Annotated in this window: 17 protein-coding genes; 10 read left to right on the top strand and 7 right to left on the bottom strand. The window is 37.7% G+C overall.

Annotation, left to right across the window (positions count from 1 at the left end; all coding sequences use genetic code 11):
* Nucleotides 1-81 precede the first annotated feature (81 nt).
* Entirely contained in the window at nt 82-936 is an 855-nt protein-coding gene (locus B4N43_RS14325) for an AraC family transcriptional regulator (protein WP_145330774.1), read from the top strand.
* 203 nt (nt 937-1,139) lie between these two features.
* Nucleotides 1,140-1,541, top strand: coding sequence for a hypothetical protein (locus B4N43_RS14320; protein WP_145330776.1), 402 nt, complete (start codon nt 1,140-1,142; stop codon nt 1,539-1,541).
* A 13-nt stretch (nt 1,542-1,554) separates the two neighbouring features.
* Here B4N43_RS14320 and B4N43_RS14315 read toward each other — a convergent pair whose 3' ends face one another.
* Nucleotides 1,555-2,346, bottom strand: coding sequence for an NIPSNAP family protein (locus B4N43_RS14315; protein ID WP_145330778.1), 792 nt, complete (start codon nt 2,344-2,346; stop codon nt 1,555-1,557).
* A 210-nt stretch (nt 2,347-2,556) separates the two neighbouring features.
* Here B4N43_RS14315 and B4N43_RS14310 point away from each other — a divergent pair, with 210 nt between their 5' ends.
* From B4N43_RS14310 to B4N43_RS14300, 3 genes are all read left to right on the top strand, one after another.
* Entirely contained in the window at nt 2,557-2,916 is a 360-nt protein-coding gene (locus tag B4N43_RS14310; protein ID WP_115050104.1) for a response regulator, read from the top strand.
* Between the two features lie 287 nt (nt 2,917-3,203).
* On the top strand, nt 3,204-3,716 hold the full coding sequence (locus B4N43_RS14305) for a GNAT family N-acetyltransferase (protein WP_286735396.1): 513 nt from the start codon (nt 3,204-3,206) through the stop codon (nt 3,714-3,716).
* Between the two features lie 130 nt (nt 3,717-3,846).
* Complete coding sequence (locus tag B4N43_RS14300) at nt 3,847-4,431, top strand: hypothetical protein (protein ID WP_145330782.1); 585 nt, start codon at nt 3,847-3,849, stop codon at nt 4,429-4,431.
* Nucleotides 4,432-4,482: 51 nt separating this feature from the next.
* Here B4N43_RS14300 and B4N43_RS14295 read toward each other — a convergent pair whose 3' ends face one another.
* From B4N43_RS14295 to B4N43_RS14285, 3 genes are all read right to left on the bottom strand, one after another.
* Nucleotides 4,483-6,315 carry a cytochrome-c peroxidase gene (locus B4N43_RS14295; protein ID WP_286735395.1) on the bottom strand — a complete coding sequence of 611 codons (1,833 nt, stop codon included), beginning with the start codon at nt 6,313-6,315 and terminating at the stop codon, nt 4,483-4,485.
* Between the two features lie 34 nt (nt 6,316-6,349).
* Entirely contained in the window at nt 6,350-7,696 is a 1,347-nt protein-coding gene (acpA, locus tag B4N43_RS14290; RefSeq protein WP_115050095.1) for an acid phosphatase, read from the bottom strand.
* Nucleotides 7,697-7,854: 158 nt separating this feature from the next.
* Complete coding sequence (locus B4N43_RS14285) at nt 7,855-8,238, bottom strand: winged helix-turn-helix transcriptional regulator (protein WP_145330786.1); 384 nt, start codon at nt 8,236-8,238, stop codon at nt 7,855-7,857.
* Nucleotides 8,239-8,546: 308 nt separating this feature from the next.
* Between B4N43_RS14285 and B4N43_RS14280 the strand changes: the two genes are divergently transcribed.
* A complete protein-coding gene (locus tag B4N43_RS14280; protein ID WP_115050093.1) occupies nt 8,547-9,230 on the top strand; it encodes a YceI family protein in 684 nt (227 codons plus the stop codon).
* Nucleotides 9,231-9,288: 58 nt separating this feature from the next.
* Here B4N43_RS14280 and B4N43_RS14275 read toward each other — a convergent pair whose 3' ends face one another.
* Nucleotides 9,289-9,966, bottom strand: a complete 678-nt coding sequence (locus tag B4N43_RS14275) for an ATP-binding cassette domain-containing protein (RefSeq protein ID WP_286735394.1) — start codon at nt 9,964-9,966, stop codon at nt 9,289-9,291.
* A gap of 450 nt (nt 9,967-10,416) precedes the next feature.
* Nucleotides 10,417-12,147, bottom strand: a complete 1,731-nt coding sequence (locus tag B4N43_RS14270; RefSeq protein WP_286735393.1) for a tetratricopeptide repeat protein — start codon at nt 12,145-12,147, stop codon at nt 10,417-10,419.
* Between the two features lie 280 nt (nt 12,148-12,427).
* On the opposite strand from B4N43_RS14270, the gene B4N43_RS14265 reads away from it, so the two are divergent.
* Nucleotides 12,428-12,919 (top strand): GNAT family N-acetyltransferase, encoded by a 492-nt coding sequence (locus B4N43_RS14265; protein WP_145330793.1) that lies wholly within the window; start codon nt 12,428-12,430, stop codon nt 12,917-12,919.
* Nucleotides 12,920-12,934: 15 nt separating this feature from the next.
* Here the strand turns inward: B4N43_RS14265 and B4N43_RS14260 are convergent, their stop codons facing one another.
* The gene (locus tag B4N43_RS14260; protein ID WP_286735392.1) at nt 12,935-14,464 is read right to left on the bottom strand and encodes a DUF2931 family protein; all 1,530 of its coding nucleotides are present in this window, start codon (nt 14,462-14,464) and stop codon (nt 12,935-12,937) included.
* Nucleotides 14,465-14,826: 362 nt separating this feature from the next.
* On the opposite strand from B4N43_RS14260, the gene B4N43_RS14255 reads away from it, so the two are divergent.
* The 3 genes from B4N43_RS14255 to B4N43_RS14245 all read left to right on the top strand — a co-directional run bounded on the left by B4N43_RS14255 (nt 14,827) and on the right by B4N43_RS14245 (nt 17,540).
* The gene (locus B4N43_RS14255; protein WP_286735391.1) at nt 14,827-15,402 is read left to right on the top strand and encodes a GNAT family N-acetyltransferase; all 576 of its coding nucleotides are present in this window, start codon (nt 14,827-14,829) and stop codon (nt 15,400-15,402) included.
* Nucleotides 15,403-15,650: 248 nt separating this feature from the next.
* Nucleotides 15,651-16,814: a PepSY-associated TM helix domain-containing protein gene (locus B4N43_RS14250; protein WP_145330799.1), complete on the top strand. Its 1,164-nt coding sequence runs from the start codon at nt 15,651-15,653 to the stop codon at nt 16,812-16,814.
* A gap of 6 nt (nt 16,815-16,820) precedes the next feature.
* Nucleotides 16,821-17,540 (top strand): hypothetical protein, encoded by a 720-nt coding sequence (locus B4N43_RS14245; protein WP_286735390.1) that lies wholly within the window; start codon nt 16,821-16,823, stop codon nt 17,538-17,540.
* The last annotated feature ends 19 nt before the right edge of the window (nt 17,541-17,559 follow it).

Below are 17,559 nucleotides of genomic sequence, written 5' to 3'. Positions count from 1 at the left end.
AATAACAATTACTTAACAAGCACTATCTTTTTAAGACATGCAGTTGTTGGATCACCCATTACATATCAATTATCAAGAAAAATGCAGCAAAAAAGTAACACTATACCGCTAAATTCATTTCCGAATGATTTTAATTTAGGAATACTGATAAAAAAGAATGCTGTTAAAAATTTAGAACTAGCCCAAATAAGTCAGGCGCATCGCGATGATTTCTACCTGTTTTTTATACTCGAGGAGGGAAATGGAATCTTCGAAATAGATTTTCAGCAACACCAACTGGGTCCTTCTTCTGTCATGATCATTCAGCCCTATCAAGTGCATCGTGGCATCGCAATGGACTACAGTGTGTTTAGTGTCCTAATGATCAGTGTAGAAAACCTGAATTCGGATTACATCAATGCATTGAAAGATATTGATACGATTGCTCCAATCAACATTGACCAAGAAACATGCACTATCTTATCGAAAACGGTAGATATCTGTTTAAAGCTCAACGAAAGAAAACACGAAAAACTGTATCCTGCGTTAATGAAAGACAGCTGCAATACGATCGCAGCCCTAATTATTTCGCAGTATTTAGTACAATCAAAAAAAAGTGACGCACAGTCCAGAGCAGAGCATATTACAAAACAATTCAATGCGTTATTGGATAAAGATTTTATCACAAACAAACAGCCAAAAATATATGCCGAAAAATTAAAAATATCAACGGCTTATCTCAATGAATGTATCAAAAAAGCAACGGGAAAGCCCGTTACCTACCATATTCAGCAACGTATCGTATTGGAAGCAAAACGGCTGCTCTACCATTCAAGTAAATCCGTTAAGGAGGTTGCTGCCACACTCGGCTACGATGATTATCCTTATTTTTCGCGCTTATTTTCAAAAGTAACAGGTATGACAGCCCTTACATTTCGAAACAAAAACCTCGAATAGTCCAATACTTACCACCTTTTATCTCTTTTAAACCCCACTGGATTGATATTTCTTTGTAATATAAAATACAGTGAACCCAGTTCCTTAATTCATCAATATCAAAAGGCATAAAATCTTTTTTGAGGAATTGCAGATTTTCACTGGAATAAAACTACTGTAATCAACTGAATTCTAAAAGGTAAAGCAAATAAAAGAGAAAGCTAATGAGATATTTCATCGCCGAGCCTGTCGGGCAAGTTAAAAACGATTTATTTTTTGAGGTCGCCAATTTTCTTTGGGATAGTGGAAATGAGGTTTCCCTTGGAGAAAATATTATCTGCAATTGCCAAAAGATGCAACATGCAGATTACGACTATACCATCTCCCTCGTTCCGAACAATGAAGCTGTAGAATCACTTTTTAATACACATTATAAAATCATCAGCAAATATTTTGATCAAATTGACAGCGATGGCCCTATGCTTGTTTTAGCAAACACAGGCATCTATACCAATGCTCTGCCTTATCCGCATAAGATTTACAATTTTGAAAAATTAGATACACAGGCTTTGTCCAGCTTCTTTGACTGGTGCAAAAGATTTAATTTATTTGTTAGAAAAAAATAAATTAAATCGAATTCTAAATATCGGAATATGCCGTAGGAAACAATAGCACCTTTATACTTTTAGATACGTTATTCTGGTATTGAGGTAAATCCTGCATTGGTTTGTATAAAGGTCCAAAATCTTTCCAATGTGTATTCCTGTCTTCCATATTTTCGAAAGCTGTCAAATACATCAGGTTGGGCATCGTACTACCGGCAATTACTTGTCCATAGAAAACAGCATTAAAATTTAACTTATTAAAAATATCGATTTCACCGTTGTTAAACATGTCTATCTTATTCATTGACAGTTTCTCGGTTGCAGCCTCATAGCTCCGTAATTCGTAAATCCGCTTATTTTTCTCAGCAGACAATTTAGGCAGCTTTGCTTTAGGCATCGCAGCAAATGCTTTCATCAATATTGTCTCCACCCGCGTAAATGGTGGCCTGCTGTAATTTGCTTCCAGATAAACCTTACCCAGGTCCTGAAATCTTTGGTCTTTAGCCAAACGCAGTTCCAAATCGACCAATTGCCCCAGATCGGAAGCGCTAAGAAAAACATACACCAGTCTTTCTTTACCAGCAACATATTCAACAGGTTTAAAGACACCAACTTTCTCAAATCCCATCTGATGTACTGTAGGTAAATAGGCCATTTCAAGATATTGATCAATGGCTTTCTCCTGTTCATCAGTTTCATAATGATACACTTTCAACTGAAAATAGTCCTGATTTACTTTCTCAAACGCAGCTACATAGCTTCCCACAGCAACAAGCAATAAAACTAAGATGAAAGGTCGATATAGGTTAAAGGCATTCTTTTTCATGAGCAATAAGATGAAAATGGGTTATTGATTATACCATAAAGATAATACTAATTTTGAAAGTTCAAACTTCGGACGATTCGTCTCATGACAAAAAACTATCTTCCATTAAGCCTAAAAATGGGGATTTCTACTTACTAGAATCGGTATTTTACCCATGCTCCTGCTAAGGCTTTTTATTTAATTTAGCTCCACCTTTTTTAAAGCTGCAACATGTCAAATAAAACAATACTGATGTTGGACGATGATAAACATGTCCTTGAAATATGCACAATAATCCTCGAAACAAATGGCTATAATATGGCCGTCTCTGAAACTTCTCATGATATTATCGAGAAAGTAGAAGAGGTACATCCTGATTTAATTTTGATGGACAATTGGATACCCAAAATAGGCGGAGTAGAAGCCACACGGTTGCTCAAAAATCACCCCTTATATCGCAATATCCCTGTAATTTATCTATCCGCTAATACCGACATCGAAACACTAGCCCTGCAAGCGGGAGCAGACAGCTATCTCGCCAAGCCTTTTGATCTAGAAGATTTAGAAAATAGAATAGCTGAACTATTGTAGTTCTATTCTTATATTTCAGTACCATTACGGAAATGCTACTTGTGAAACTTATATTTTGATACCCTACTTGCGCATAAGGCCACATTGAAACGAATAGGATCATGTGTTATTTTAATACAATTGTGGCTTACTCAATTGCAGCCATATATTGGCATAGTTGTCGCGGCATAATCATCGGGAATCAGCAATTTGGAATGAATGCAATACCACATTTGAAGTATAAATAATAATACATACTTTCGCATTATAGTATTAGAAATAATCATTAAGACAGCATTAACTACGCTATGTTAGAGTCCGTTTTAACATTTCAATCAGGTTCATTCCATATACGTCAGCTGACAGAGCGCGAGTCCCCACTTTATAAAGCGATGCGTATCGAGTCAATTCAAACCGAACCTACGCTTTTTCGACGGAGCACTCCTCCTGAAATAGAACTATCTGATATGGATTGGGCAGAACGCATAAGATACCCACGCATTGTTTTTGGTCTTTTCGAAAGTGAAAAAATGATTGGGATAACCAGCATGCTGTTGCTGAATAAAGAAGAAGCCTACTTTGGTCAGTCTTTCATACAGCCACAGTATAGAAAATTAGGTCTATCGAGTCTTTTGTATAAAATAAGAATGGGGTGGGCCTCCGCGAATCAATTAAGAAAACTGACTATAAGCCATCGTGAAATAAATATAATTTCAAAAGCGGCTATCCAAAAAGCCGGTTTTCATTATAGTCATAAAGAACTTGTACAATGGCTCGATGGAACAAGTGGCTACTCCATGTATTATAGTCTATTCCTATAGTCAGTAAGGCAAACTAACTTGGTTGTTAATCAATTCCGAGAAACCAAGATGGGGTAAAATAATAGCTTTTCCATCCTGAATGCGTATATTGAATCGATTTATGTTTCATTTAATGCTGTGTTTATACTGGATGAAAAAACTAATCTTGAGCATATTCTTTTTAAGTAGTTTAGCCTTATATGGCCAAAAAAAGGTACCAAAAGACAGTTTTACAGCAAAAATTCAAGAGCTAGAAGGCGATATAAATCATGATGGTTATCCAGATAAAATTGTTCTTGCCATGGACACTTCAAATACAGCAACACCAATTAAAACGCAGGTATTTCTGTCCAAACCCAACGGAAAGCTACGATTGGCCCTCTCTTCAACGACGATGATCCAACCCCATTTTCCGCTGCCCAACTTCGCTATTGAAAATGGTCAGCTTCATATATTAGCCGATATCACAGATGGGCATGCCAACTATACTTTTCGTTGCAACAATGGAAATTTTGAATTGATCTACCTAGAAAAAGGAACCTGGGATGGAAAAAATACAACGACTGAAACCCAATTCAACTTGTTGACTGGAATAAAAACTGAACAGGTAAAAGCGCTAGGGTCCGAAGAGAATCTACAAGAAAGAAAAACTACGATAAGAATTAATCCCTTACCGTTACTGCAAGAGCTCAATCAATTTGATGCCCCCTCATTTAGGCTCAATAAAACTCCTTAGCCCAGCAAAAACAATCGATACTATTCTAAAAGAGATAGCCCACCAGCCATTTTATTGGCTTTCGAGACTTTCCATAAACGCAATAATATCTTTCATTTCCTTTTCACTCAGATGCAAATTTTCATCTGACAATGTCTGATTGGATAATTTGATTCCCAATCCTGCCCCTCCCCCATTATTATAAAATTCCATGACCTCATCCAAGGTCTGATAGATCCCATTGTGCATATAGGGAGCAGTTTTCTTTACATTCCGGACAGAAGGTATTTTAAAGGCATATTTATATGAATCAACACCAATGATATCATAGTACCCTAAATCTGAATCCAGCACAGAATCTTTCAGGGATTTTGGTACCCCCAGGACTTCTACTTCGCTCTGAATAAATTTGGGCGGTGTAACACCGTTGAATAAAGGTAGGAAATGACAGGTCGCACATTTTCCCTTGCCCGTAAATAAATTAAACCCATCCACTTCCGATTTGGACAATGCGTTCTTATCCCCACGCATATAATCATCAAATCGGCTATTGATTTTGGTCAGGCCACGAATATAAGAAGCAAGTGCATTGCTTACCTGCTCAGCTGAGATCGGGCCATCCGCTGTATTGAATGCTTTATTAAATAATGATCGATAGATTTTATCCGAAGAAACGTATTGAACGATATCCGTTACCGAGCCGTCCATTTCCTGCTTATTACCAATGACATCGTGTATCTGATCTTCCAACGTCAACGAACGCATATCATAGAAGTAGTTGGACTGTAATGCTGCATTGAGCAAAGTAGGCGTATTGCGTTTGAGCAAACGTCCCGAACCATGAATGTCCACTTGCAAGTTCAACCCATCTGTAAATGCGCGATCAGGATGATGGCATGAAGCGCAACTTCTCGTATGTGTCCCCGACAAAGCAACATCATAAAACAATTTCTCGCCCAATACGGCCTTTTCATTACTGAAGTGAAATTTAGGCCCCGGGCTAAAGGCATCTACATTAAATGCATTCAGATCAAACATCGTATTGACGTCTTGCCGAAGCATCCGATTGTATCTGATTTTAGGGCCCGGAAGATTACGTTGCAACTGTGCTATCTCCGTACTGATGTTGTTGGCAAATTGGGTAATGAATTGTGCCCTATCGAACGATTCAAATTCCGCGTGTTGTTGCAGGTATTTGATCGCCTCTGTAAGCATCAAAGCCAGCGTTTCTTTTCTACCTTCATATTGCAAAAGAATTTGCTGTAAACTGCCTAATGCAATGGAAGACTCGATCATACTATTTCGAGAAAGCGCATTATCAAAACCAGTAATTCCTAAGGAAATAATCCGAAACACCTCCAATTTCGTCGCATCTAAAATACGCCAGTCTTCCAATTGATGATCTTCAAAATAGGAAATCAAGTAATCCGTATTGGTTATCAAATATTCGATTTCACGAATTAGCTTTTGCCTATTGCTATTATCGAAAGTGGGATAGATAAGCTCTTCAATCACCTGCAATCCAATAGGCTCCACTCCTCTAGCCAAAGAGGGATCCAACAAATCCGCATTTTCAACTTCCTCCACCGGAGGTCCATTTAACCTTCTGGATAGATCTGCAGTAAAATACTCCGAAGCCCATTCAAACTTTTTAAAAAGTAGCCTTGTTTTCAAAAAGGCTCTTCTGAGCCGTAACGTATCCACTGTACCTCTCTGCACTTCGGCATTCAGTGTATCCTTGATATATGTCCTAAAAGAAAGCATCTGACCCAGTACTTCTTTCTGAATCAGATGCTCACGGGCATTGCCCTCTTTTTGTTTTGTATAAACAGGCTGCCCTGTAGTAAATCCGAGGGTAAATACTATTACAACCAATAAGATAAAAACGACAACCTTTGTACACATAGTTCAATTTCCTATCTCTCGATATAAAAACCGTCTATTTGAAAACGAGCGCATTTCTAAAGGGATTTGCCTTTCTATCTCTTTCAGCAAGAGGCTCTATTCCCCAGCGTTTTTCTATAAATGAAAGGATGCTCACTGTTTCATACGGCGTATGATCCACTACACCACGCTTAGCAAATGGTCCAATGACAATTGCCGGGATACGGCTACCAGGTCCCCAGCGGTCAACGACGGGTGGGTTAACGTGGTCAAAAAAACCTCCAAATTCATCGTAGGTCAAAATCACCAACGCATCTTTTGCATTCGGTCCCTCCAATACAGCATTGATCAAATTAACGGCAAGTTGTTCTGATGAATAGACCGCCGAACTTCCAGGATGCTCATCATTGCCTCCACCTGGTTTAACAAAAGATACACTAGGAAGCGTTCCTTCTTTTGCGGCTTTAATAAAATCGTTTTGATCCTTCATGTGTTTTCGCCCTTCCTTACCATCCTCATAATTAGCAAAATATAAAAAAGGCTCATGATTGTAAGCAAAATTATTTTTACGTTCGGCAACAGCATCATCCCAGCCTTCTGAATACCAAGCCCAACTTACATTTTTCGCTGTCAGGCGATCGCCAATGGTCGGCATGGTCTGAGAAGGTAATAGTTTGGAAGTATCAGATTTCGCGGGATAAGGTTTGTTGCGAGAAAGCACATGATTGATCGCATAACCGTCTGGCGTAACCACACCATCCTTAATCATCTTTCCATTTGCATCGAGTTTAGCAACCATTGAGCTTGGTGCATCAGGCCAAACAGGAATAGCTGCGGAAATCATATAAATATGATTTAAATAGGATCCGCCAAATACACTCTGAAAGAAATTATCACACAATGTATACGCTTTGGCAAACGGATACAAAGGTAGCTTCTCTGTATTGTAATAACCCATCGCTAAACCTTTGGAATCATTATAGAGTGCAAATTTATCCATTTTTCCACCATTGATCTGCAATTGATTATGATAAAAACGGTGTGTAACATCGGGCGTCGCCTTATCCGAAGGTACATACTGGTCTATATTAAAAAATTGATTGGGTAGATTGGTTGGAAAGGAATTATTACGTGGAATTTCGGGGAGGTATTGATAGGCTTTACCATTCTCGTCTACCTGTAAAAAATCCCCCTTTTTGACATTCGCTATGCCATTTGCTCCCTTGAATTCGCCATAAAGATTGTCAAAACTATGGTTTTCCATATAAATAACAACCACATGGTTAATCTTTTTGATCCCTTCATCAAAGGTAATCTCTTGGTGTCGGGCGTTTTTGGTAATTCCGCAACTGCTGATACTCAAAACTCCAAGAGACAAATAAAGTAAGTGTTGTAACCGCATCCTGTCTTCTTTTTAGTAGGTTAGACTGTAATTTCTAGAACAAACTTACAATTATTATCGTTTTCATAACCTATAATCAAAGGGATTTGCGACCAACGTATCAGGTTCTTTACAGGCATCCACCCTCTTATCACTAAAAACAAAGGCGTGTTTACATACTAGGTCGCAGCTTCCACTTCCTCATTCTTGGTATAAAGTTTACTCCTGTAGGTTATACCCCACTTGGTAATCTCATCGATGATTGGACCCAAAGTTTTTCCGCATTCGGTCAACTCATACTCTACCGTCAGGGGTTTGGTATTTAATACTGTTCTCCTGATCAGCTGGTTCATTTCCAAATCCTGCAGTTCTTTAGACAGCATCTTCGCACCTATCCCCTCAACTTCGCGCAGCAGTTCCATAAAGCGCAATTTTTCGACCAACAATAAGGTACCTATAATATGAAATTTCCATTTTCCTGCCAAAATCTCCATGGTATCGTTAATGGCCAACACGCGTGTTTTGCATGCACCTGACGACGTTAAAGTTGCTTCCTTTTTCATTTCACTATTTTTTATTCATGTATTGTCCACCCTCACAGGCTTCCTTATCCCTATACGATCAACGATAAATGAACACACAAGCAAAGCTTGGACCACTGACATGATTTCTTTATTCTTACAAAAATACGCATTTATAAAGTTACAGACCACTATCTTTTTGGAAAGTAGTTTCTTTAAGGAAACTGATACCAAAAATAAACTATCTATCATCTACCTTTGTATCGGCAACATCAGAAGGTGCAAATTGGCACAGTTGATGCTGCAAAATGTAAAGTGTAAATAACATATAAAAAATAAAACGATTAAAAATGAAAAAACAATTAATCTCGGGTTTAGCCCTTATCCTGTTGTTAGCTTCTTGTCAAAACACAAATGGCGACAAAGCAACAACAACAACTGCTCAGGAAGTAACTGAACAAAAAGGACAGACTTACACTGTTGAAGCAGATAAAAGCTCATTAAAATGGACTGGTTACCATAAAGGCGGTTTAAACCCAAGATATGGTGTTTTGAAAAGTGAAGGAACACTTTCAGCTGAAAATAACGCAGTTACTGGTGGTACTTTCACAATCGATGTCAATTCTATTCTGACAGATACAGCTTCTGTAGATCCTGCAACATCCGGTGGCAAAAAATCATCAGATTTGGATGCACATTTAAAAAGTGCTGATTTCTTTGACGTAGCAAAATATCCAACTGCAAAATTCGAAATCACCAAAGTTGGTCCATTCGATGCAGCGCAAGGAAAAAGTGTTGTTGCTGATGCGACAAATACGGTGAGTGGTAACTTAACCATCAAAGATAAAACGGTGAATGTAACTTTCCCTGCCAAAATCACGTTCAATGGTGACGAAGTAACATTCTATTCTAAATTTACGATCCAAAGACAAGATTGGGGTCTTTCTTACGGTACAGAAGGTAATCCACAAGATTGGATGATTGCACAAAATGTTGACATTGAACTTAATGTCACTGCAAAAAATGCGAAATAGTTTTCAATAGCGTTTAGTCGCTTATAGTAAATAGATTAATCGAGTAGGTTCTACTTGATTAATCTATTTGATTTAAATAACCTCCAAATACGAGCTCATCTTCATTCAGGACCCGGGTCAAGTGTGAATCTTTTAGGAGATATAATCGGTCACTTAAATCCATTACCTGCCTAAAATAATGATCTGATATCAATATTCCTTTTCGATGTTTTACTAGCTTAATATGTTCTTTAATGAGTTCAATATAAATAGGGCTAAGACCGACAAAGGGCTCATCAAGTAAAGTGATGGATTCTTTGGTATAAATGATCAATAGCGTTTCAAACAAACGAATCATGCCCAAAGATAGGCTACTCAATCGCCTATTTAAATTCTCTTGAATCAATGGGATCTCCAGTAAATTAACATCATCTATTTGAAAAAATTGAAGGGCTTCAGAAAGCAGCAAATTTCTAGGCAAAAAACCTTCCTGAGGGAGATAGGTAATCTCTCCTGTCTGGTAGCCTTTTTCAAATTTGACACCTTTGCAACGCATGAAAGCAAAATCAGCTTTAATACGTCCAAATATGACGTTCATCAGGGTAGATTTTCCACTACCATTTCTACCCAAAATTCCGACTACTTCATGCTGCGCACATGTCAAATAAAGCCCCGAAAGAATGCTCCCGCCACCACGACTAAACGATAAACTATCTATGTATAACAGCTCATTAGATAAATTTTCAGACTCCAACATAAAATTATAAATAACAAAAAGTCTATTACAGTAAGCCTTATCAGCAGACTTATGGGAGATATATGCAAATTTTTTAGAAATACTTCTTTCTTAGGAAGATGAAAAATATATTCGGCAATAAAAGAAATAATAGAACCAATGACTTTAAACCAAAAAATGAACATATAAAATGATATCATACCGATGGAATTCAGCATAAAACGTGGCGATTGCAAAAGAATGCAGCCTGTCACAAATAAATTAAAGAGGATAATGAATCTAAAAAATTTTATACTCAACCGTATCGTCTTGATGGAATTCAATGGGAAATATATTAGCTACTTTATAATTGGCGTTATCGTAATAAACAGGTTTTAAACGCTGAAATGAATATAGCCAAAAGAAATGACCCAACATTATTTTTAACATTCCTTAACTTCAGCGGATGCACCGAATAGCACCTCTATATCCTCACTCTTCAGTTTGCTCCAATTTTTTCTTCAATCGCTGTTTTGCCTTACGAACTGCTTCTACCGAAACACATAAAAGTTCACTCATACTCGCATTACTTAAATCCAATTTGAGCAGTGCTAATATCTTGAGGTCATTCTCGGTAACCTTTGGATAGGTTTGCCTCATTTGTGTCAGATAAGCTGGATAAACTTTGTTAAAAACATGTTTAAACTTTTGCCATCGCTCATCTGTCATAATGTGATATTGCAAAAGCGCATTTAAATTATCCGTAACTTGTGTCATATATGCCGGATCAGTTTCAGAAATCTTTACAAGCTCCGCTCTGAGCTGCTGAATAGTTGCATCGTTCTGACGGATCCTATCGGTAGTTTCAGTCAAAGAATTTCTTAGCATCAGTAGCTCCTGATCTAGCAATTGTTTTTCATAAGCAAGCGCAAGTTGGTCTCTCTCCAACAGTGTATTCCGCATCTTAATTTTAATTTTCGACTTATTGACTAACAATACAACTATGGCAAAAATCAAGATAAGAACAATGCCTATAAACTGATACATCCGTTTTGTCCGAATCCGTTTTTCTTCCGTCGCCTGGATAGTCCGATTGTATTTTTCAGATTCTCTTTGCCAGAGCATTTTCTGGATCTCTTTATCATTCATCCTTTTTTCCAACGAATCTTTCAGCATCAGATACAAATGCAATTGCTTTAGCTCATCCCCTCCACGTCCCAATCCCCGCATGATGTTGGATTTGGTTTTTGCTAATTCCATTTTATATTTTAAAAAATAGGGCTTATCTTCCATTAAACGCTCACTGGCCATCACATACTGCTCAGCCAATTTCCATTCTTTTCGTTCGATATACCAACTTGCTAAATTGAGATTTGCCCGCATTGCATCTCTACGCTCATTATAACGCACAGAGAGCTCAATATTTTTCTTGACCAACGCAATAGCTTTTTCCTTTTCACCTTTTCGCCATGCATGATCCGCTAGATTCCCTGAAATAATACCGATCCAAACCGAATCTTTTGCCAATTTAGCCTCATCCATTGCGCGATTCAAATAGGTAAAAGCTTGGTGATTGAGCGAGTCCTTTGCCAAATATACAGCAATTGAATTGATCAGATCGATACGTTCTCGTGAAGCCTGCTTGGTAAAAGGTAGAGCTTCTTCTAAATAAACAACAGCATTTGCCTGATCACCTATATAACTGTAGAAACTCGCCATAAATTGGTAATGCTTGACTACCAAGGGGATTTTTTTGATATTAACTTTAGATTTTAAATCATTCGCTCGTAGAAAGAACGGAAATGCTTCTTTTACCCGTCTATAGATAAAATTGTAATACCCTTCACGCGCACAACCCAACATTTCTAATTCAGCGTCTGGATGTACACGTAGCAACTGCTCAGCCAAACGATAATACCGTTCAGATGATAAATTTATACGATCAAACGCAATAGAGAAACCATCGGCCATACGCATATAATAGACCCATTTTAAAGCAACACTCCTTTTTTTGTCTGCCAATTCCAAAATTGGGGCCAAGGCATTTTTCAACTTTATCGTATCACCGTCAAACCTAATGGGCAACTGAAGGGCAGCTTCTAGTTGGACAACAGGGTTTTCCATAGCAGATATTTCCGCTACAGATTGCCCACGTACATGATTAAGGTTGCATGACAACACCAAAGAAACGAGTACAAAAAAATAAAATAAAATGGTTTTCATGCTTAAAAAAGGTGAATTTCAGCGCTCCGTCTCCCCTATTGGCATAACCGACAAATTAATTTTCAATAATTCTTAAAAATTAACACGAAAAATACTCCAAGAAAATGGTTAATACTGACATATTGCTCACAAATCGATACGTCTACTTGCGGTTATAAATATAATATTTATAACTTTAACATAATTATACATTTTTATTAAAATTTCGCCTTCTTTTGACAACACTGCAACCCACTAGATTTGGAATATCAGGTCTTTTATTTAACACTTTTCCCAAAAGATGAACAAAATTCAAACAAAAACAATAGGATTAACTCTCCGAAAAGGAATATTGCAAGATCTACAAGAAATATTAATCCTATTTTCTGGAACGATTGAGACTGTGTGTGCAGATGATTATAATAACGAGCAAATTGTAGCATGGATATCATCCATCAATAATCATGACCGTTGGCATCGGCTAATCGAAGATCAGTATTTTATTGTAGCTGTGCTCAATCAGAAGATTGTTGGTTTTGCCTCCTTATATCATGGCGATTATATTGACGTCTTGTATGTCCATAAAGATTTTCAACGCCAAGGAATTGCACAAAAACTTTATAATGCACTGGAAACCGAAGCTACCAAACATAAAAACACTTTTTTAACCGCAGACGTAAGCAAAACAGCAAAACCTTTTTTTGAAGCCAATGGATTTAAAGTTATCGCTGAGCAGATCCAAATACGAACTGAAGTCGAAATACCAAACTATAACATGAAAAAAGATCTTTAGATTTACTTCCGAATTTTAGAAATGCTCCCCATAGTCGATTACTTCAGTTTTCAAAATCAGCTTACTTTCAGTATCATTCCTTAATGTCGCTGTTGCTATTTTAGTCTTTGTATCAACATTGAACTCCAGCACAGCCCCAATGTTCTTTTTGTCATAAAAAAATGAGGCAAAGTTTTTAAAAGTCTCAATTTCATCAAACAAAAACCGCACAGCACATCGGTTATTATGCTGATCATACCATTTGATATAAACATCTTTGGGAATACCTCGAAATGCCATGTCCATATCCCGAAGCCCCTCATCAAAGACAAAACGCTCTGCATTATAAAATTCAAAGTCTGCGTCGAATGTTTTAATATCGGCAGACAGAACAAGTTTTGGCTGTAAAGAATACCGTGCGCGCAATTTATCCCAATAACCATAGGGAATAGGTTTATTTGCAATAGCTTGTTGAACATCCGAAGGAATAATCGATGTATCGGACAATACCTGTTCGCGCCATTTCTGATTAAAGATATTACCGTACGCTCCATTATCCTTGGATGTATCCGTAGCATGGATCACTACTTTTTCTGCTTGATAACGACCAATTTCGACCTGACGACGTCCTGTTCCAGTGGCCCATATCACAACTACACCCTCCGGAGCAAAGCCCAAAATAATCTTATTATAATGTTCATCAACAGTTTTCGTCGCCCCTTTTTCTTGGTATGGCGTACTGAATAACGTCCGCAATTTACCATAATCGATCGGACCGTTCATGCGATAAAAAACATCTTCAGCAAATGAATACCAAGTAATGTCCAATGCCTTAGGCAATGACATCACTTGCTCATATGTACCACCCCCAGCTTGCCCCCACACCGCATTATAGTTCACGATATTCCCCTCACTAAATGTAAACTCGTAATCCTCATCTTTCGGAAAGATAAAGCGCCCTTTATACAACTGAACGGGATAAGCTGTTGGATTACTCATCGCACAGAACCATTTATAGCGTCCTTCTCTGATATTATCTTCTTGCGTGAGGCGTTCTTCCCTGAGTTCATTAAACTCACGTATTGTCGTTGAGAACGCGAATATAATTGGTAGCAAAATAAGATATCCAAGGAAAGTCGGAACCAAATATTTCCAGGATTTTACGGCCCATGTAATAATCACGCCGCTAAAAAATGTCAGGAAAATACTGAGTGTTAAAATCAAGGGAAACATTTCCTTAATCACTCCCCCTAGATCTGCATAAAGCCGATGCTCGTATTCATCACCCAAGGTTGATAAAAAAAGAAGTACCGGAAGCAATAAAGAAAACAAGCAATAAAAAAGAAAACCATAGCCAAGTTCAAAAGCGAATTTTGGTTTCTCTAAGACCTTTAACTTTTTCCGAAAGAAATTAAAATGGAAATAAACCAAGGTGATAACAATAAAATAAGGCGAACAGCAAAATGCAGCATAAACCAAATTTAAATCTGCATTATGTACAAGTAGGCTCGCGATTAGGCTGATGATAGCAACCAAAAAAGCAGAAACTGTAGCTCTTAAAATCATTGTGATATGTTTTTAATCAAAAAATTCTGTTGATTTCGCCTAACCGATACCAACAGGTATCAAAAATAACAAGAAATGTTTTAGGAATATAAGCCGATCGATATTCAACTACATTGATCAAATATTCGACACAAAGCAGACAATATATTTTTTTCACAAGAATGTATTTAATTAACTTTTATCGGTTTTCGCCGGGATCGATATCCTGAGCCATTTCAAACACAGTCAATAAAGAGCCAGCTTTCCCCCCTCTCCAACAAGAGATCGTTCGTTATAGCAAATTTTCTTCGAAAACACTCCAATCAAAGGTCCTCTAAGGAAAGTCGATCAAGTTTACTAACTTCGTTTTTATTCTTCAAATCATGGATAAACATAATAAAATTAGAAAAGCCAAAGAAAGTGATTCGCATGTTGTACCTGAAATTATGCTCCAGGCGATGGGAGACATTATATTTCGTTTTATTCAAAAAGAAGATCCAACTGAGGCAGTACTTTTTCTAACCCAGCTTTTTAGGCAAAAAGGTAATCTCTATAGTTATGAGAATACATTTGTCGCAATTGACGATAATGAACGTATTGTAGGCTCTTTAACCGGGTACAATGCTGATCAGTTTGTTGAATTAAGACAGCCTATTTTGGATCACATGAAGGAGCAGTACAACAATAATTTGATTCCAGAAGCCGAAACAGCTGGTGACGAATTTTATATCGATTCAATTGCTGTTGCTCCCATTGCACGAGGTAAAGGTATCGGAACACAACTTTTACAGTATGCGATTACACATGCCAAGCAACATGGTTTTAAACAAGTTGGTCTGCTCGTTGACCTAAAGAATCCCAATGCGCAAAAGCTCTATGAAAGGATTGGTTTTAAGCTTGGTAAAAAAACTCCTTTCGCAGGAGGCGAATATTACCACATGTATATTTCCCTTGATTAAATACAGTGTTTAGCTTATTTATCGCCATTCAGGCCTTATAATCAGTCCACTTAAAACAAAATTCCGAATTAGGAAATACCGCAATCCGTGTGGTCAAAGATGTACCTCTTGACAGAAGACGTGAAGAAGTATTACGCTGATAATGAAGATTGGACGATTAACAACATGATCAAACTTTTTACGTTTATTTAGAATAATTACTGATAATACTGTATTTTTGCGCTGTTCATCCTATTGACAGCGCATCTATGACAAATAAAAGAGCTAAACAAAATATTCTAAAAAATATACTTGGAAAACTCCATCTTTATTTCGGCTTATTATTTGGTGTAATCTTTTTTGCTGTTTGCGTTACAGGAATGTTATTGAGTTTTGAAAAAGAGCTTACACCACTTTTATGGCCGAAAGAACAGAAGGTAACCGTACAAACCAATCGTCTTTCCCTTGCACATATTTCCCAAAAAGCCGAAGTCATATTTCCGGACAAAAAGTTGTTTCGCATCGAAATTCCAGCAGACCCTTCCCGTAGTGTCCGCATACAGTATGGGCAAAAAAAGACCGGATATTGGTATGCATATATGAATCCTTATACTGGAGAACTATTATCCAAAGGTCGGCAGAGTGACCGTTTTTTTCAAAAGACTTTAGATATCCATCGTTTTCTTCTCGTCGAAAAAATCGGAAGTACCCTAACGGGAATCTCAGCTCTAGCGGCTCTCTTTCTTGCCCTAAGTGGTATTTACCTTTGGTGGCCCAAAAATAAATCCATGCTCAGACAACGTGTAACGATGAAAATGGCAGCCTCTCTCAAAAGAAAGGTCTGGGATTTTCACGCAGTCGGCGGTTTCTACGCATCTTTGTTTTTAATTATTTTTACCTTAACAGGATTGACCTGGAGTTTCGATTGGTACAATAAACAATTCTATAAAGTATTGGGTTCAACCCAAAAATCAACAAAAGAGAAGATCAGCAACACCAACAAACTGGCTTTTTCAGATTACCTCGTGCTGGATACGATCTATCAGCAGCTAAACAACCTATATCCTACCTCAGGAAATATAATTGTCACATTTCCTGAAAAGAAGGATTTAGCTTTTGCCCTAACCAAGGAAAATTTTTCAAATTCAATATTACAGATCAACCAAGCGTTCTTTGACAGCAAATCCGGACAGTTACTTAAAAATAACCCCTTAGAAAAGTTACCATTGGCTCAGCAGGTTCAACGGATGATGAAACCCATCCATATGGGATCGATATTTGGACTACCCTCTAAAATTATTGCATTCTTAGCCGTTACACTAGCAGCGTCTCTCCCCATCACAGGGATATGGATATGGCTGAACAAAAGAAAGAAGAAGAAACCGTCAAAAAGCCAAAAGAAGAAAGCAATTCAACTTCAAACCATAGCATAGCCTACCATGCGTATTATCCTTATTTTTCTCATCTTTCTGATAAGTCGAGCAGAAAGCCAAGCCAGTGCCTTTTGGATGGAGGTGATACCAGCTGCTAAAAACAGTTCATTGGTAACAGTCCGCGTGTGTTACGGTTATATTGATGACCTTAGTGTAAGACATCGTACAAGTGGCACCGAATTCGAGTCCATAAAATTGTTTGACTTCAAAATACGAGCAACCTCAGGCCTAGAATCACCATTGTTATTGGTAAAAAAAGTGGATTGCTGGGAGGGGACATTTTCCGCCAAAGCAAACACATTTTATCAGGTTATTGGAATCAATACCAAGTTACCCGTCATCGTTAGAAATACAAAGGATTCCAGTAAAAACATCCGTTCCATTGAATATCTTTACGGTGAATATGGACGCTCCAGCACGCCGGGTACCTTACCTATCATAGCGGAAGGTCCATATATCCAACTCATACCACAAAAAGATTCTTATCAGATATTACCTTACATCTATGGTAAACACCCGACGAAAGAGTCTACTATCCGAATCTTTAACCCGGAGAATTGGGAGAAAAATATTCCAGTTGACACCGCTGCAAATATAGTTTTTCGGGCAACTCAAAAAGGTATGTATATGATCCGGCTAGATTGGTATGAAAATAGCCCCGGCGAGGATCGGGGTATTCCCTTTATGAGAATCAGACATCGGTGCAATTATTGTCTCAATCTGTAAATAGATAAAAAAAGAGAAG

Source organism: Sphingobacterium sp. UBA1897 (assembly GCF_002337775.1).
Taxonomy (GTDB): Bacteria; Bacteroidota; Bacteroidia; order Sphingobacteriales; family Sphingobacteriaceae; genus Sphingobacterium; species Sphingobacterium siyangense.
Note: the sequence above shows the minus strand (reverse complement) of the source record. Positions and strands in the feature narration are given on the sequence as shown.

What these genes read in the sequence shown, in the direction of transcription:
- B4N43_RS14325 (WP_145330774.1), top strand. Translation starts at nt 82, where the DNA reads ATGCAGCAAAAAAGTAACACTATACCGCTAAATTCATTTCCGAATGAT.
- B4N43_RS14320 (WP_145330776.1), top strand. Translation starts at nt 1,140, where the DNA reads ATGAGATATTTCATCGCCGAGCCTGTCGGGCAAGTTAAAAACGATTTA.
- B4N43_RS14315 (WP_145330778.1), bottom strand. Translation starts at nt 2,346, where the DNA reads ATGAAAAAGAATGCCTTTAACCTATATCGACCTTTCATCTTAGTTTTA.
- B4N43_RS14310 (WP_115050104.1), top strand. Translation starts at nt 2,557, where the DNA reads ATGTCAAATAAAACAATACTGATGTTGGACGATGATAAACATGTCCTT.
- B4N43_RS14305 (WP_286735396.1), top strand. Translation starts at nt 3,204, where the DNA reads ATGTTAGAGTCCGTTTTAACATTTCAATCAGGTTCATTCCATATACGT.
- B4N43_RS14300 (WP_145330782.1), top strand. Translation starts at nt 3,847, where the DNA reads ATGAAAAAACTAATCTTGAGCATATTCTTTTTAAGTAGTTTAGCCTTA.
- B4N43_RS14295 (WP_286735395.1), bottom strand. Translation starts at nt 6,315, where the DNA reads ATGTGTACAAAGGTTGTCGTTTTTATCTTATTGGTTGTAATAGTATTT.
- acpA (WP_115050095.1), bottom strand. Translation starts at nt 7,696, where the DNA reads ATGCGGTTACAACACTTACTTTATTTGTCTCTTGGAGTTTTGAGTATC.
- B4N43_RS14285 (WP_145330786.1), bottom strand. Translation starts at nt 8,238, where the DNA reads ATGAAAAAGGAAGCAACTTTAACGTCGTCAGGTGCATGCAAAACACGC.
- B4N43_RS14280 (WP_115050093.1), top strand. Translation starts at nt 8,547, where the DNA reads ATGAAAAAACAATTAATCTCGGGTTTAGCCCTTATCCTGTTGTTAGCT.
- B4N43_RS14275 (WP_286735394.1), bottom strand. Translation starts at nt 9,966, where the DNA reads ATGTTGGAGTCTGAAAATTTATCTAATGAGCTGTTATACATAGATAGT.
- B4N43_RS14270 (WP_286735393.1), bottom strand. Translation starts at nt 12,147, where the DNA reads ATGAAAACCATTTTATTTTATTTTTTTGTACTCGTTTCTTTGGTGTTG.
- B4N43_RS14265 (WP_145330793.1), top strand. Translation starts at nt 12,428, where the DNA reads ATGAACAAAATTCAAACAAAAACAATAGGATTAACTCTCCGAAAAGGA.
- B4N43_RS14260 (WP_286735392.1), bottom strand. Translation starts at nt 14,464, where the DNA reads ATGATTTTAAGAGCTACAGTTTCTGCTTTTTTGGTTGCTATCATCAGC.
- B4N43_RS14255 (WP_286735391.1), top strand. Translation starts at nt 14,827, where the DNA reads ATGGATAAACATAATAAAATTAGAAAAGCCAAAGAAAGTGATTCGCAT.
- B4N43_RS14250 (WP_145330799.1), top strand. Translation starts at nt 15,651, where the DNA reads ATGACAAATAAAAGAGCTAAACAAAATATTCTAAAAAATATACTTGGA.
- B4N43_RS14245 (WP_286735390.1), top strand. Translation starts at nt 16,821, where the DNA reads ATGCGTATTATCCTTATTTTTCTCATCTTTCTGATAAGTCGAGCAGAA.